This is a genomic window from Ferrovum sp. PN-J185, from assembly GCF_001581925.1.
Taxonomy (GTDB): domain Bacteria; phylum Pseudomonadota; class Gammaproteobacteria; order Burkholderiales; family Ferrovaceae; genus PN-J185.
Genome location: NZ_LQZA01000002.1, coordinates 63,669 through 79,776, shown reverse-complemented (window position 1 = coordinate 79,776; position 16,108 = coordinate 63,669). Strand labels below are relative to the sequence as shown.

16 protein-coding genes are annotated in these 16,108 nt (G+C 43.0%); 11 read left to right on the top strand and 5 right to left on the bottom strand.

Annotated elements, in window-relative coordinates:
* Positions 1-20 precede the first annotated feature (20 nt).
* From FV185_RS05070 to FV185_RS05060, 3 genes are read left to right on the top strand one after another with little or no spacing between them, the layout of a single operon-like run.
* Positions 21-1,202, top strand: coding sequence for a phosphoglycerate kinase (locus FV185_RS05070; protein WP_067494488.1), 1,182 nt, complete (start codon positions 21-23; stop codon positions 1,200-1,202).
* A gap of 57 nt (positions 1,203-1,259) precedes the next feature.
* Positions 1,260-2,693: a pyruvate kinase gene (gene pyk / locus FV185_RS05065; RefSeq protein ID WP_067494485.1), complete on the top strand. Its 1,434-nt coding sequence runs from the start codon at positions 1,260-1,262 to the stop codon at positions 2,691-2,693.
* The gene (locus FV185_RS05060; protein ID WP_067494482.1) at positions 2,690-3,568 is read left to right on the top strand and encodes a phosphoribosylaminoimidazolesuccinocarboxamide synthase; all 879 of its coding nucleotides are present in this window, start codon (positions 2,690-2,692) and stop codon (positions 3,566-3,568) included. The genes pyk and FV185_RS05060 overlap by 4 nt, the downstream gene beginning before the upstream one ends.
* Positions 3,569-3,622: 54 nt before the next feature.
* On the opposite strand, the gene FV185_RS05055 is transcribed toward FV185_RS05060, so the two are convergent.
* On the bottom strand, positions 3,623-4,084 hold the full coding sequence (locus FV185_RS05055) for an EVE domain-containing protein (protein WP_067494479.1): 462 nt from the start codon (positions 4,082-4,084) through the stop codon (positions 3,623-3,625).
* A gap of 10 nt (positions 4,085-4,094) precedes the next feature.
* Positions 4,095-4,883 carry an inositol monophosphatase family protein gene (locus FV185_RS05050; RefSeq protein ID WP_067494475.1) on the bottom strand — a complete coding sequence of 263 codons (789 nt, stop codon included), beginning with the start codon at positions 4,881-4,883 and terminating at the stop codon, positions 4,095-4,097.
* A 52-nt stretch (positions 4,884-4,935) separates the two neighbouring features.
* Between FV185_RS05050 and FV185_RS05045 the strand changes: the two genes are divergently transcribed.
* Genes FV185_RS05045 through FV185_RS05035 form a run of 3 tightly spaced genes read left to right on the top strand, consistent with a single transcriptional unit; the run spans position 4,936 to position 7,302 of the window.
* Positions 4,936-5,667 (top strand): 16S rRNA (uracil(1498)-N(3))-methyltransferase, encoded by a 732-nt coding sequence (locus tag FV185_RS05045; protein WP_067494471.1) that lies wholly within the window; start codon positions 4,936-4,938, stop codon positions 5,665-5,667.
* A 28-nt stretch (positions 5,668-5,695) separates the two neighbouring features.
* Positions 5,696-7,012, top strand: coding sequence for an amino-acid N-acetyltransferase (gene argA / locus FV185_RS05040; RefSeq protein ID WP_067494467.1), 1,317 nt, complete (start codon positions 5,696-5,698; stop codon positions 7,010-7,012).
* 17 nt (positions 7,013-7,029) lie between these two features.
* Positions 7,030-7,302 (top strand): oxidative damage protection protein, encoded by a 273-nt coding sequence (locus FV185_RS05035; protein ID WP_067494464.1) that lies wholly within the window; start codon positions 7,030-7,032, stop codon positions 7,300-7,302.
* A 5-nt stretch (positions 7,303-7,307) separates the two neighbouring features.
* On the opposite strand, the gene phoU is transcribed toward FV185_RS05035, so the two are convergent.
* Entirely contained in the window at positions 7,308-8,024 is a 717-nt protein-coding gene (phoU, locus tag FV185_RS05030; protein ID WP_067494461.1) for a phosphate signaling complex protein PhoU, read from the bottom strand.
* Between the two features lie 62 nt (positions 8,025-8,086).
* Positions 8,087-8,752 (bottom strand): ribose-5-phosphate isomerase RpiA, encoded by a 666-nt coding sequence (gene rpiA / locus FV185_RS05025; RefSeq protein WP_067494458.1) that lies wholly within the window; start codon positions 8,750-8,752, stop codon positions 8,087-8,089.
* A 200-nt stretch (positions 8,753-8,952) separates the two neighbouring features.
* Between rpiA and FV185_RS05020 the strand changes: the two genes are divergently transcribed.
* The 3 genes from FV185_RS05020 to ilvA all read left to right on the top strand — a co-directional run bounded on the left by FV185_RS05020 (position 8,953) and on the right by ilvA (position 11,349).
* Entirely contained in the window at positions 8,953-9,234 is a 282-nt protein-coding gene (locus FV185_RS05020) for a hypothetical protein (protein ID WP_067494455.1), read from the top strand.
* The gene (locus FV185_RS05015) at positions 9,234-9,638 is read left to right on the top strand and encodes a hypothetical protein (RefSeq protein WP_067494452.1); all 405 of its coding nucleotides are present in this window, start codon (positions 9,234-9,236) and stop codon (positions 9,636-9,638) included. Before FV185_RS05020 ends, FV185_RS05015 begins: the two co-directional genes overlap by 1 nt.
* Positions 9,639-9,822: 184 nt before the next feature.
* Positions 9,823-11,349, top strand: coding sequence for a threonine ammonia-lyase, biosynthetic (ilvA, locus tag FV185_RS05010; RefSeq protein WP_067494449.1), 1,527 nt, complete (start codon positions 9,823-9,825; stop codon positions 11,347-11,349).
* On the opposite strand, the gene FV185_RS05005 is transcribed toward ilvA, so the two are convergent.
* Positions 11,336-12,709, bottom strand: a complete 1,374-nt coding sequence (locus tag FV185_RS05005) for an NAD-dependent succinate-semialdehyde dehydrogenase (protein WP_067494446.1) — start codon at positions 12,707-12,709, stop codon at positions 11,336-11,338. The genes ilvA and FV185_RS05005 overlap by 14 nt on opposite strands.
* Positions 12,710-13,111: 402 nt before the next feature.
* On the opposite strand from FV185_RS05005, the gene FV185_RS05000 reads away from it, so the two are divergent.
* Both FV185_RS05000 and FV185_RS04995 read left to right on the top strand, forming a co-directional pair.
* Positions 13,112-14,428 (top strand): metallophosphoesterase family protein, encoded by a 1,317-nt coding sequence (locus FV185_RS05000; RefSeq protein ID WP_067494443.1) that lies wholly within the window; start codon positions 13,112-13,114, stop codon positions 14,426-14,428.
* Between the two features lie 97 nt (positions 14,429-14,525).
* Entirely contained in the window at positions 14,526-15,992 is a 1,467-nt protein-coding gene (locus FV185_RS04995; RefSeq protein ID WP_197457784.1) for an MDR family MFS transporter, read from the top strand.
* The last annotated feature ends 116 nt before the right edge of the window (positions 15,993-16,108 follow it).

Here is a 16,108-nt window from a genome sequence, read left to right as displayed (position 1 = left end):
TTTTTGGAGAGCTATTCATCATGTCTATATTACGTATGCAAGATTTAGATTTGGCACAACAGCGCTGTTTAATTCGTGTGGACTTTAATGTGCCTTTAAAAGACGGTGCCATAACAGATGACACGCGCATTCGAGCAAGCTTGCCAACCATTGAGTTGGCATTAAAACACAATGCTGCTGTTATGCTCATGTCGCATCTTGGACGCCCCACTGAGGGCGTCTATGAAGAGGAGTTTTCATTAAAGCCTGTGGCTCAACATTTAAGTAAACTTCTGGGCCGTGAAGTAAAACTCATTCAAAACTGGTTACAGAGCACGCCCGATGTTGTACCAGGACAGGTGGTGATGTTTGAAAATGTCCGTTTTAATCCAGGTGAAAAGAAAGACAACGAAGAATTGTCCAAGAAAATGGCCGCTTTGTGCGACGTATTTGTCATGGATGCCTTTGGTACGGCTCATCGTGCTGAAGCCTCAACCCATGGTGTGGCTAAATTCGCACCCAAAGCCTGTGCTGGACCTCTTCTTGCAGCAGAGCTTGACGCACTAGGGAAGGCATTAAAAGAGCCTAAACGCCCTCTGGTGGCGATTGTGGCGGGTTCTAAAGTCTCAACCAAACTCACTGTGCTTTCTACCTTATCTGCAAAAGTCGATCAGTTAATTGTTGGCGGGGGTATTGCTAACACGTTTTTGCTGGCTGCCGGTAAAAAAATAGGTAAGTCACTGGCTGAACCTGATTTGGTGCCTGAAGCGCAAAAAATTATTGAGGCAGCTCGTCAACGTGGTGGAGATGTACCTATTCCTGTAGATGTGGTTGTAGGTAAAGCCTTTTCAGAAAAAGAACCGGCTGTTATCAAGAGTGTTGATGAGGTCGCTGATGATGACATGATTTTTGATATTGGTCCTCAGACAGCCAAGCAACTTGCTGGTATTCTTGAAACAGCGGGTACCATCGTCTGGAATGGTCCTGTGGGAGTATTTGAGTTTGATCAGTTTGGCGAGGGTACCAAAACCTTAGCCATGGCCATTGCCAGATCACAAGGCTTCTCTATTGCAGGAGGAGGGGACACGTTAGCGGCAGTAGCAAAGTATAAAATAGCCGATCAAGTTTCCTACATCTCAACAGGTGGCGGCGCATTTTTAGAGTTTTTAGAAGGAAGAGAACTACCAGCTGTAAAAGTACTAGAAGACAGAGCTCAAGGTTAAGGCACCAATAAATCAAGGTTAAGGCACCAATAAAATAGAATAGGGAGAGAGGAGAGTATGCCAAGACGCACCAAAATTGTTGCCACCATTGGGCCTGCTTCAAGCACTCCTGAAGTGCTCGAGAAAATGATTTTGGCGGGTATGGATGTGGCCCGCCTTAATTTTTCTCATGGTACGGATGAAGATCATTTAGCACGAGCAGAACTGATTCGACGTATTGCCAAAAAACTTGGGCGAACCGTCGGCATTTTAGGTGATCTGCAGGGGCCTAAAATACGGGTGGGTAAATTCAAGGATCAGCGCATTACATTACAGCCTCATGCTGAGTTTATTTTAGATGCTGATTGTCAATTGGGGGATGAAACCCGTGTTGGCTTGGATTACAAAGCTCTCCCTCAGGATGTAAAAGCAGGGGATGCACTTCTTCTGGATGACGGCAAAATCGAGTTAACCGTTATTCAAGTGGTCGGTAACCAAGTCTTCACCAAAGTGGTACAAGGTGGTGTGTTGTCCAATAACAAGGGTATTAATCGTCGTGGTGGTGGGCTTACAGCACCTGCCTTGACCGATAAAGATATTCAAGACATTCACCTTGCAGCACGATTAAAAGTGGATTATCTCGCGGTATCATTTCCACGATCAGGCGATGATATGGATTACGCAAGACGTCTACTTAAGGAGGCTGGCTGGGAAGCGCAAATCCAAGCTAAAATTGAGCGCGCTGAAGCCATTGATGCGCTTGAAGATATTATTCGTGCCAGCGACTCCATCATGGTGGCGCGCGGAGACTTGGCCGTTGAAGTGGGGGATGCCGTGGTCCCTGCCCTACAAAAACGCATGATTCGTTTAGCACGACAAATGAATCGAACCATCATTACAGCAACGCAGATGATGGAATCCATGATTTCAAGTCCAGTCCCCACTCGCGCTGAGGTATCAGATGTAGCAAACGCCGTATTGGATGGAACGGATGCGGTGATGTTATCCGCTGAGTCTGCTGCCGGTCAGTTTCCAGTGGAAGCCATTGCCGCTATGGCCAGAGTATGTAATGAGGCAGAAAAAGAAGCCATGCCGGAGGTCACGATTCTCGATAATGATCCCATCGACCGAGTAGAAAAAGCCGTTGCGCGAGCGGTTATTCATACCACGAGACATTTACAAGTTAAAGCCATCGCAGCACTTACTCAAAGTGGCACCACCGCGTTATTGGTGTCACGCTCTGACATGGATGTCCCTATTTTTGCTCTCACTCCCAATGAGAGTACGCAGCGTCGTGTGACGTTATTTCGAGGGGTATATCCCTTGGATTTCCAACATGAGAACCGTTCTTCTGCAGAAGTTATTGCCATGGCAGAGCAAAAGCTGTTAGCCTTAGGGGCTGTGTCCGTTGGTGATATCATTTTGCTCACGATTGGTGAACCTATTGGTATTCCAGGGGGAACGAATACTCTTAAAATTATTCGAGTTGGCGAGCACTCACATCTAACATGAACGCATTAATTGAAACAAACATTACTTCTTTACCATTGGTTGCTAAAGGTAAGGTTAGAGATATTTACGCCGTTGGCGATGACCATTTATTAATGATCACCACAGATCGTTTATCGGCCTTTGATGTGGTCTTTCCAAATGGTATTCCAGGAAAGGGCAAAATCCTCAATCAATTTAGTTTGTTTTGGTTCAAGATGTTTGAGCCCCTTATCGCTAATCATCTTTCAGGCATCGCTCCAGAGTCAGTAGTTGCCCCGTCAGAAGTGGATCAAGTAAAAGACCGCTCGGTGGTGGTAAAGCGTCTAAAGGGTGTGCCGTTAGAGGCTGTGGTACGTGGATACCTAGAAGGATCCGGTTGGAAAGAATATCAAGATAGTCATAGTGTGTGTGGTATTAAGCTGCCTGATGGGCTACAACGCGCTGACAAATTACCTCAGCCTCTTTTTACCCCAGCCACCAAAGCGGCAGTGGGCGATCATGATGAAAATATTTCTTTTGAACAAGCTTGTCGCGCTGTGGGACAAGAACTTGCCACTGAAGTAAGAGATATCTCAATTAAGCTTTATCAACGGGCGGCGGATTATGCCCTAGAAAGAGGTATTATTATTGCCGACACTAAGTTTGAGTTTGGTTTAAATGACCAGGGTGAGTTAGTTTTAATGGATGAAGTGCTCACTCCCGATTCTTCACGCTTTTGGCCTAAAGACTCTTATCAAGTCGGCACCAGTCCTGAGAGTTTTGATAAACAATATGTACGTAATTGGTTAGAAAAAATTAAATGGAATAAAGCGCCTCCAGCGCCACTGTTGCCACCTGATGTGATTCAAGTGACACACAATAAATACCTTGAGGCGTGGCAATATCTCACCAAATAGAGTGATATCCGCCAACAGACCTGACGCTGACTAAAAAACATGATGAGTCAGAAGTTAGAGTAATGTTTGGATAACTTGCCACTCCTCTTCACTCACGGGAGTAATCGATAGTCGATTACCTTTTGCTAACAGGCGCATACTTGAGAGTTGCGGTTGATCTCTCAGTTCTTTAAGGCCAATCCAGCGCGTTTTTTGAGTTATTTGTACATCCACATGAAACCAGCGAGGTTTATTCAGCGTGGCTTTCATATCAAAATATTTAGAAGTGGGATCAAATTGTGTGGCATCAGGGTAAGGCTTGCTAGCTACTCTAGCAAGACCCACTATGCCAGGCTGCGGACAGCTTGAGTGATAAAACAAAACAATATCACCCACTTGCATATCACGCATCATAAAGTTACGTGCTTGATAGTTTCTGACCCCAGTCCATGCCACAGTTTTTTTGGGCATGGCCAGTACATCATCAATACTGACTTCTTCGGGTTCTGATTTCATTAACCAAACTTGTTGAGCCATATTATTTATCCTAAAAAGAATGGCTTTTAAACCAATTAAGCCATTGATCAAATAAATGAGCGTCATGCGCTGCAATCACTGAGCGTTGCCAGGGTTGATGCTGATGCCAAAAAGGTTCTTGGTTTAGCGTTAAAAATACCCCGCCAGCCTCTTTTAAAATTAAAGAGCCAGCAGCGTAATCCCATAGCTTTTGTCCACCATGGAGATAAACATCAAATTTACCTGCAGCCACATGACACCATTCAAGAGCACAGGCACCAAAATTTCTTTGTGAGGCATAGGGTGGTTGAATGCTTAAGTGCTGTGCAAGATCTTTGGGTAAGCGCTTAAAATCCACAGAAGCTATAGCTTCATGAAGAGCTTTTGAGCGAGGTTTCTGGGTGAGTGGCGTGTCATTACACCATGCCCCACCACCTTGTTCAGCACTGTAAGCTTCATCGGTGATGGGGTTGTAGACCACACCTAGTACCGGTATACCTTGATAAAGAAGAGCCACAGAGATGGCGAAGTAGTCAATGCCATTAGCAAAGTTTGAGGTGCCATCAATGGGATCAATACACCATAAATAGTCATCATGTGATTGCCATATGGCCAATTGCTCCTCAGTACTCATTTCCTCCCCCAGAATAGGGCAGTGTTTAAGACTGAGTAGTGTTGTGGAGAGTACTGACTGAGTGCAGAGATCAGCTTCAGTACAAATACTGCCATCTAATTTACGGTGTTGCAGTGCCTGATGATAGCGGGGTACAACCTCTTGTTTGGCAACGGATTTAATTAAATTAATTAAAGGTAAACGCATAGTGCCATGATAGCATTAGTTGGTTATTAATAGATTGCTGGATAAGGTTGCTATGTCTCGTTTTTACAGTCCTACACCCATTCCCAACCAACAGCGTTGGGCACTGCCTGATGCGGTTTTTCATCATGCCATTCGGGTATTACGCTTATCCATTGATGATGAGATAACTCTTTTTGATGGGAGTTCTACGGAATACCATGTAAAAATTGTAAGTGTCACCAAACAGGCGGCTGAAGTAGTACTCATTGCTCAATCTACGGAAAACCGTGAGTCGCCTTTAACCATTTCTTTAGCTCAAGCATTACTCAATCACGACAAAATGGATTGGGTAATTCAAAAGGCTGTGGAGCTTGGTGTAAAAGAAATAATGCCGCTCATGACAGAACGCTCAATGGTTAAATTAACGCAAGATAAAGTGAAGCCACGAGTTGAGCGCTGGCTCAATATTGCCATTAGTGCTTGTGAGCAAAGCGGTAGAAATCATATCCCCATTATTCACACGCCACAATCATTAGAATCATGGACATCTCATCTTAGTATAGATAAAAAAGTAGTGTTACATCCACAAGCCAGTGTGACCATGAGGGAGTTAACTTATCAAAAGGGTGAGTCAGTGGTGTTCGCTGTGGGGCCTGAAGGGGGGTTTAGTCCTGAGGAGATGACTCTGTTGGCGCGTTACCAATTTAGTTCGATCAGATTGGGTCCTAGGGTGTTGAGAACAGAGACAGCAGGTCTTGCGATTCTCTCTGTAGCACAACAACTATGGGGAGATTTTACTAGCTAAATAAGCCCGTATCGTTATAATCATAACTATGAATAAAACAGACTCTTTTGTTAACTGGTTTCGCTCAGCAGCACCCTATATTCACGCCTTTCGTGATCGTACTTTTGTGATCGCTTTTGGCGGTGAGGTGGTGGCTGATGGTAAATTTATTGCCCTCACTCATGATCTTAACTTGCTACAAAGTTTAGGTGTCCGTTTGGTGCTGGTGCATGGTGCCCGTCCCCAAACTGAGGCACGTCTTAAACAAAAAGGATTAAAACCACGTTATGTTAAAGGGGTAAGGGTGACGGATTCAGAAGCCTTAGGTTGTGTTATAGAGGCTGCTGCAACACTGGGTTTTGAAATTGAAGCACAGATGTCCATGGGTATTGCTAATTCCCCTATGGCAGGATCATCAATACGTATTGCCAGTGGTAATTTTGTGATGGCTCGTCCAATTGGTGTGGTAGATGGGGTGGATTTTCAGCACACGGGATTAGTCAGACGAGTGGATGCGGTGGGTATTAGAAGACGTCTTGATGATCAAGAGATTGTGCTGTTACCCCCTCTTGGTTACTCTCTCACAGGCGAAGTTTACAATTTAACTGTAGAAGAAGTCGCTACGGCTACGGCTATTGCTCTTTCAGCAGAAAAACTTATTTTCATGACAGACACGCCAGGTGTACTGAATGCTTTAGGTGAGACTCTATCAGAAATGAGTGCTATTGAAGCTGAAGCCTTGCTTAATAAGCCTGAACAATTAACAGAGGATGTGGCTTTCTTTTTACCCTGTGCTGTGAAAGCCTGCCAACAGGGAGTCACAAAAACTCACTTAATTAGTCGTCATGTAGATGGGGCGCTGATTCAAGAGCTCTTCACCCGTGAAGGTATTGGTACGATGGTGACCCGTGATATGAATGATGTATTACGGGCCGCCACTGCTGATGATATTCCAGGCTTAGTCCGATTAATTGAGCCCTTAGAAGCAGACGGGGTACTGGTTAAACGTAACCGTGCTCTGCTTGAATCAGAAATTCATCGCTTTTCTGTCATGCTTCATGAGGGGCAGATTATTGGTTGTGTGGCTTTATATCCGTTCACGGAAGAAGGATCAGCAGAGCTTGCAGCCCTTGCTATCAATCCTGGTTTTAGAAATATTGGACGTGGTGATAAGTTACTTAAATATATTGAGTTACAAGCTAAAAGCATGGGGATTAGACGGCTCTTTTTGCTAAGTACCCGTACAGGTCAATGGTTTGTGGAAAGAGGATTTTTAGAGACCACTATTGATCAACTACCTAAGAAAAAACAAGAACTCTATAATTATCAGCGTCGCTCAAAAGTGTTTGTTAAACAATTGGCTTAAAGGTTTGAAAGAATATTATGGCAAGAACAGTACATTGTATTAAGTTAAAAAAAGAAGCTCCGGGACTAGATAGACCTCCCTATCCAGGAGAGCTTGGTATGCGTATTTATAATGAAGTCTCTCAGGAAGCTTGGGCTGGCTGGATTCGCCATCAAACTATGCTTATCAATGAAAACCGCCTTAATTTAGCTGATGCCTCCGCTCGTGCTTATTTAGCTAAGCAAATGGAAGCGCATTTCTTTGGCGATGGAGCAGAACAAGCCTCGGGTTACGTTCCACCCAAGGCTTAATGTGATTAGAAAAGTGGTGCGACAACTTCTTTTTCGATTTCCTCAACCGAGGTATGACGCACATCCTTTCCTTTAACAAGGAAAATCACGTATTCAGCAATATTTTTGGCATGGTCGCCAATACGCTCAATGGCTTTGGCGGCAAAGAGTAGCTCAATTGAATTAGAAATGGTACGAGGGTCTTCCATCATGAAAGTGATGAGTTGGCGCAAAATCCCTCTAAAGGATTCATCCACATCTAAATCATCACGCAAAATTTGCATGGCAGTATTGGTATCTAACCTGGCAAAAGAATCCAGAGCACGGCGAAGCATGTCTACCGCAAGCTGAGCCACATGACGTAAATCCACAGGACGTGTATGCATGAGTCGCTCTGAGGTATGAATCATTTTAGCCATACGCGCAATTTTTTCTGCTTCATCACCCATACGCTCTAAATCAGTAATGGTTTTAATGATAGCAATAATTAACCGTAAGTCACTGGCAGCGGGCTGGCGTCTAGCAATAATAAAAGTACAGTTCTCATCAATGCTTACTTCTAAGGCATTAACATGGTGGTCTTCTGCAATAACATGATCAGCCAAAGCTAAATCAGCTTCATGTAAGGCCTCAACGGCTTTTTCAATCTGTTCTTCGACTAAACCACCCATCTCAAGAACTTTGGCACGAACAGCCTCAAGTTCCACATCAAACTGTTTTATTGTGTGCAGTGTTGTTGACATAGTTTGCCCTCTTCATCAGTGAAAGCTAAATGTTTCATTTTTATAATAATTAAGACTCAGTATTATGCTAAACGTTCCTTAACACTCACACCACCACTTTTCGCTAAAATTAACGTGTCTGCAGGTCTTTTAGCAAAGAGCCCACACATAACGACTCCAGTAATCGCAGTGATTTTATCCTCAAGCTCCACTGGGTTAAGTATCGTCATATGATGTACGTCTAAAATAATATTACCGTTATCAGTCACAAAACCTTGACGTAAAACAGGTTGGCCGCCAAGCTTCATTATCTCACGAGCCACATAGCTACGCGCCATAGGTATAACCTCTATGGGGAGAGGAAATTGGCCAAGAAGAGGAACCAGTTTTTTCTCATCAGCAATACATACAAATCGTTTTGCCACAGCAGCAATGATTTTTTCGCGAGTGAGAGCACCACCTCCCCCTTTTAGCATGGCAAAGTGTTCAGTAATTTCATCAGCTCCATCCACATAGACCGGCAATTCATCAACGCTGTTTAAATCATAAACAGGGATTCCTGCTGCTTTAAGTAGTTTAGTAGAGTTTTCTGAGCTTGATACGGCACCTTCAATACGGTGTTTAACTTTTGCGAGTTCTTGAATAAAGAAATTCACAGTGGATCCAGTACCAACACCAATGATGGCGTCATCTGGAACGTAATCGATGGCTTTTTTAGCAGCCTGTTGTTTAAGTTCATCTTGCGTCATTATCTCTCTCCTTACTTGTCAGGATAACGCGTCGTTTAAAATGACTCAATATTTATTATCAACTAATTGTTTATTAGATGTTGAAAAAATTTAATCTATATGAAGTCTTCTGTTGGAATAATTTAAACAAAGTACTTGTTCGATTTGACATATCTTTAAGATATCTATATCTTAAAGATATCTATTGATGAAAGGTTAATATGACTACTCTTAGCGCGCAAATTTCATTTCGATATCGCTTAAAAGACAGTGCTACCGGCGTGACTCGAGCCACTGCGAAGCGTTTAGCTGAAGTGCTGGGTGTTGATGAAACTCAACTCATTCATTTGGCTTTACATGACTTGGCCACTAAAGTATTACCCCAATACGAAGAAGACGAGGGAGCAATAACTAAAGCTCAATTTAGGCAAATTAAAAAATCAGTACCAAAATTTAAAGATATAGTTGTACGTAGTAATCTCTTTGACACGGAAAGTATTTGATGAGATGGTGGCCAGAGCCTACAGCTGGTGACATTCTCTGGTGTCATTTCCCGGACAGTATTCATCCGAAACCCAAACCAAGACCAAGTCTTGTGACACTAGTTGGGATGGATAAAGAAAGTAAAATTATTGTAAGTGTAGCCTATGGCACAAGCAAAAAAACTGATCGATTATATAAAGGTGAATTTCGTATAACAAAACATGAAAACCCTGCTGCATATTTAAGTGCTGGATTGAGTTACGATACTAAATTTGATTTGAGCAAAATAATTAATTTGCCATACAACAATCATTATTTTTCTGTACCGCCTCATGCACCGTATGGTCAAAATCCTAAATTAGGTATTCTGCATCCTAGTATGGTTAAGTTAGCTTGGTTAGCTTATTCTCGTTCAAATGCATAAAAGTTATATCACTAAAAAGCTTGGTTTGTAAGAAGCTAAAGATGGTGAAATCACGACTTTTTAAGCCTGTCCTCAGGGTGAGCTTGCTGAAGAGAAGACTGTTCGTTGATAATAAAAGATAGTTTCTGTTTTGCATCTTACTTAAATATATACTGTTAGTAGTTATAAGTTAAACAAATATTAAATGAAAATCGATTATTTAGAAAAAATTCTCAATGCCACGCGCGTCTATGACGTGGCTATAGAAACACCACTACAAATTGCTCCTAATTTAACTGAGCGATTACACAATACAGTATTACTTAAACGAGAAGACATGCAACCTGTCTTTTCTTTTAAATTAAGAGGGGCCTATAACAAGATGGTGTCTCTCACTCCTAAAGAAGCTAAAAAAGGAGTGATTGCAGCCAGTGCCGGCAACCACGCTCAAGGTGTTGCCTTGTCAGCACAGCGTCTTGGCATGCGTGCTGTGATTGTTATGCCTATCACCACCCCTTCTATTAAAATCGACGCAGTAAAAGCGCGCGGCGCTGAAGTGGTATTAAATGGCGTCTCTTACTCTGAAGCCTACGAGTATGCCTTAAAGCTTGCCGCACAAAAGGGATATACCTTTGTGCATCCCTATGATGATCCAGAAGTGATTGCAGGGCAGGGAACCATTGCCATGGAGATATTGCGCCAATACTCCAAACCCATTCATTCTATTTACGTGGCCATTGGTGGGGGTGGACTTATTTCAGGGGTGGCGGCTTACGTCAAAAGACTGCGTCCTGATGTGCGTATTGTGGGTGTGCAACCCGTTGACTCTGATGCCATGCGCCAGTCCCTCATTGCTAATCGTCGGGTGAAACTGGATCAAGTGGGGCTTTTCGCTGATGGAGTGGCAGTACGTCAGGTGGGAGTTGAAACATTTAAGTTATGTAAAGAGTGGGTGGATGAAATTGTCACGGTTTCAACGGATGAGATTTGTGCGGCCATTAAAGATGTCTTTGATGATACAAGAGCAGTGTTGGAACCTGCGGGAGCGTTAGCGGTTGCTGGAATGAAATATGTGGTAAAGCGAGATAAACTTAAAAATCAGAATTTGGTGGCGATTGCCTGTGGCGCCAATATAAACTTTGATCGATTACGTTTCATTGCTGAGCGAGCAGAGCTTGGCGAGCAGAGAGAGGCTGTATTTGCTGCTACGATCCCAGAGGAGCCAGGTAGCTTTAAGGCTTTTTGTGACTTATTGGGCGATCGTTCTGTCACTGAGTTTAATTATCGTTATGCAGATAGTGCTCAAGCACAGGTTTTTGTGGGGGTAAGTATTGCTCACCAACCAGAAAAACAGCAATTATTTAAAAAGCTCAAACAGCACGGTATTGATTGCGTGGATTTAACGGACAATGAAATGGCCAAACTTCATGTGCGCCATATGGTGGGGGGGCATGCGCCACGGGTTAAAAACGAACGCCTATACCGTTTTGAGTTTCCTGAGAGACCCGGTGCATTAACGCGCTTTCTTAATAACATGAGTGAGAACTGGAATATTAGTCTCTTTCACTATCGTAACCATGGCGCAGATTATGGTCGGGTATTGGTGGCCTTAGAAGTCCCGCCATCAGAAAACAAAGCCTTTCAACAATTTTTAGTGGGCCTTGGCTACCCTTATGTGGAAGAGACTAACAATCCTGCCTACCAGCTTTTTTTAGGCACTAAAGTGACCTAACCCACAGGGTTTTGATATTCGTGAATTCTCTGATGCCATGGGAGGAGAGTTCACGACCAAACCCTGATTGTTTGGTGCCACCAAAGGGTACGCGTGGATCTGAACGCACTAACGAATTAATAAAAGTAGCCCCTGCTTCAATTTGGTCGGCAATAGTGCGTGCTCGATCAATATTTTTTGACCAGACACTAGAACCCAAACCATAGGGCGTGTCATTGGCAAGCTCAAGAGCCTGTTGTTCATTATCAGCCTTAATGAGAATAGCAACGGGACCAAACAATTCTTGGTTCCAAACAGGAGATGAAGGCGTCACGTTCTCTAACACTGTAGGTTCGTAGTACCAGCCAGGCATAGCAGGGATTGTCCCGCCAGTTAAGGCTACGGCACCATTATCAATGGCTAAAGCCACTTGTTTAGCCAATTGGTCACGTAAATCGCGTCTTGCAAGTGGGCCGATTTTAACGGATTCATCTATTGGGTTACCTACAGTGAGTTCTTTGGTGAGGGCAACAAGCTGTGATTTGAAGGCATCGTAGAGTTCTTTTACTACAATAAAGCGTTTTGCAGAGATACAGGCTTGTCCACAGTTGGTGAAGCGTGAAGTCATGGCCTGATTAAGAGTCCAGGCAATATCAGCATCCTCAAGAACCACGAAGGGATCAGAGCCACCAAGCTCCAGAATACATTTTTTAAGCGCTGCTCCCGCGAGAGATGCCACAGCTCGCCCTGCACGATCGGATCCGGTTACGGTGATAGCGTGAACATGGGGGCTATTAATGACTTCTTTGACTAGTTCGTCTTCAATCATCAAGTGGCTAATTAAATGTTCGGGAAAACCAGCTTTTACAAATAATTCGACGATTTTAATAGCATTTTGCGGTACGTTAGGAGCATGTTTGAAGACGACACCATTGCCTGCCATAATCGCTGGAACACTAAAGCGTAGTACTTGCCATAACGGGAAATTCCACGGCATCACGCCAAACACCAAGCCAAGCGGAAAATAATTAATCTCAGCAACCACATTGTCTTCGTTAATCAAGGTTTCCGCTTGCAGGAATTTTTCCCCTTGATCCGCGTAGTACAAACACAGTTGAGCACATTTTTCCACTTCGGAGCGCGATTCTTTGATGGGCTTACCCATCTCAGTGGTCATGATGTGAGCTAATTCATCGCGCTCTGCCATCAAAACGTCATTCAATTGTCTAAAACACTGGCTACGATGCGCAAAACTGGTGGTTTTCCAGTGCTGTTGGACTTGATGGGTCATACTCAATTGAGCATGAACCTCTTCCGAGCTGATGGAACGGTATTCGTTGATTAACTCTTCAGTGGTGGGGTTAAGACTAACAAATGGCATAATCGCAACTTTACTTTGTTTGGAAACTAACTAGATTAACTCTAATTGATTGGGGTTAACAATATATCTTCATCATAAATTAACAGGTTATGTTAATTAAAACTTATAACTGAGACTTGTAGACTTTCGCTTATAGGAGATTTTTAGTCAATTTAACCATGACTAAGCCACAGCTATAACTTAACAAGTAACTTGATTTCAGTGAATTATGATTGTACGAGTTAGTGATAGGTTCATCTTTTAGTGGTTTTTTAGTCGTTTCTATACTATTGCAAAAATAAGAGGTTTTATGGAGAGTGCAATTACCTATAAACTACCACTGGTTTTATCAAGGTAGTAATCAGTAAACATATTGACACTATCTTACTTGATGGATTTTATCTAATTTAAAAAGAATCACATATGGTGAATAGACAAATCGTTACCTTTATTTTGATGGTGTTGTGCGTTGCGCTCACCCTTTCCTCGGCACAGGCTAAGAATTTATATAGTTATGTGGTGGTGGGGCCTGATAACACACAAATCATACGAGTCATTGTTGATGACAATCACTGTCCAACACTCTATTCAAAAGATAAGGCGTATGGCATGACTTTGCGTGTGGCAAGTGACGCCAATCATGACAATCCGTCTTATTTTCCTGTGGCGGTGTGTGAGTTAGTAAAACCCATCAATATCACAGAATTAACACTAGATAATCAACCATTACCATTATTACCAGCACACATTAACAAAATCGCCGTTATTGGCGATACGGGCTGTCGTATTAAAGCTCCTTTTTCTTATCAAGGGTGTAATGACCCTCAAGCATGGCCACTACAGACTGTGGCAAGATCAATCGCCTCAGAAAAGCCTGATGTATTGATTCATGTGGGTGATTATCTTTATCGCGAAAGTCGTTGTATCACCCAGGGTTGTCAGGGTAGTGTGCATGGGTACGGATGGGAGAGTTGGCAGGAGGATGTCTTTAAGCCTATGAGAGAGATGATGTTAACCACTCCCATGGTCTTTGTGAGAGGCAACCATGAATCCTGTCATCGGGCGGGGCAGGGATGGTTTCGCTTTCTCGATCCTTATCCTTATAATCCACAACATGCTTGCGTGAAACCCAATGCTGTTGATATGGATCAGCCCTACTCCATTATTGTTAATCCCTCTTTACAATGGATCGTGTTTGATTCTGCAGAAATACAAGAGTTACATCCTACAGCGCATTTTGAAGATTTTGTTCGTAGTATGAATAGGGTGGGGGAATTATTACAACCACAGTATCATCATTGGTTGCTACTGCATCATCCATCCTTAGGTTACGCCTATAGCCACATATTGGGATGGAACGGTGGCACCACAGAAATATATAATGCACTGTTACAGGCAAAGCCTAAACTCATGGACCAATTTGATCTCTTTATACAAGGGCACATTCATACCTTTGCCATAAGTAATTATAGAGAGTCAGGACTACCTTTGAATATTGTTTCAGGGATGGGCGGCACTAGCCTTGAAGATCGCTTTCCTGCAAAAAATCTTACGGGGTATGCTGTACAAAATACCGCTCACATTAGTAAAGAGGTCAATGATCAGCACTTTGGTTTTTTAGTTTACAGCGAAGTATCAGGGCAATCTATGCTGAATGTGAAGGATACCGAGGGTCATAATCGCATGACTTGTCAGATTCACATAAGTACACGCGATTTTACCTGTCAACCACATGATTAAGTTGTTAGGGTAGGATACATGGTTCGTAATGAAGAGCCTTAAAATTAAGAGTATTATGGCGCTCAAAAAGACATCAATTTTAAAAAGTTAACTTATCTTGCAACACTATACTGAACAACAGATACGCTCCATTATCACAGGTCTAATCCTATCTATTTTCTTAGGGGCCTTGGATCAAACCATTGTGAGTATTGCTCTCCCTAATATTTCTCATGAATTTGCTGATGTGAAGTGGTTGTCATGGGTGATATCAGGTTATTTGCTCACCTCAACCCTGGCAACGCCCATTTATGGCAAGCTCTCAGATCTTTATGGTCGGCGCTTATTATTAAGTTCATCAATTGGTATTTTTTTAGTGGCATCAATTGGTTGCGCTTTGTCACACAGTATGTTCATGCTGGTGATCTGGCGTTTGGTGCAAGGTGTGGGTGGGGGAGGGCTGATTTCTCTGGCGCAAGCCACTGTGGCAGATGTGATCCCGCCGCGCGAGCGTGGACGATATCAGGGCTATATTAGTGGGATGTATGCTATAGCCAGTGTTATTGGTCCCTTATTTGGTGGGGTATTAACCCATTCACTATCATGGCGCTATATTTTTTGGATTAATTTACCTATTGGCTTGGTGGCCTTGATCATCTCGCGGCGCGCTCTTAGAGTTCTGCCGGTACCTAACATTAGAAAGGAGCTCGACTGGGCAGGTATTTTTACTCTCACTATTACCTTACTATTACTGTTAACGGCATTTACCTTGCTAGGACAATATGGTCGTGTCACAGAGAGCATGGTGGTGTTAATCATGCTTTCGCTCTTAGGCGGTATTTTATTTATTTATGTAGAAAAACGCGCTAAAGAGCCCGTGATTCCCTTAAGTCTTCTAGATGTGAGAGAGTTTTCAGTGGGGATCCGGGTGTTATTCGTGGCCTTTATGCAAATTTTAACTTTGACCATCTTGGTGCCCTTAGAGCTACGTATGGTAAATAACATGACAGCCAGTGATACAGCTTGGCGTTTATTGCCCTTGTCGCTATCAGTGCCCTGTGGTGCGTTTATTTGTGGACAGCTCATGACGCGCACAGGCTTTTATAAGCGCTATCAACTAATCAGTCAGGCCATGGTATTACTAGGAGTAGCTGTGGTGGCATTCACTCCTTCTGGTAATACTTTCTGGTTTTGTGTGATGTTATTTATTTCCGGTGTGGGCATTGGTGGGCAATTTCCTACCACCTTGGTTGCTATTCAAAATGCTGTGCCAAAACAGACCATTGGTATTGCCACAGCCACTACAGCGCTGTTTCGCTCCATGGGTGCCACCATTGGCGTATCTGTGTTATCCAGTATTTTGCTTGCTTTACTGCAATATTATTTACCCCTTGATCAAAAGATGGGTATAGATATGATTAAAGAGTTAATGATGCAACCCGCAGGTAGTGGACACGATCGACTCATTTTTGAGTTCGCCTCACAACAGGCATTTAGATGGGTATATCTTTTATTAGCTCTCCCCACTGTCATGTCCTTTTATTTAGTATTGAACACCCGAGAGCAGGCACTTAAAACTCATTAGAACCAAATGGGATAAGCTCAATCAATTAGGAAAACTCATAAGGTTTACTGTTTCTGATCAAAATCAGGATTTACTTTCCCGACCTCAATGTCCTACTCACCACCATCCAACTTTAT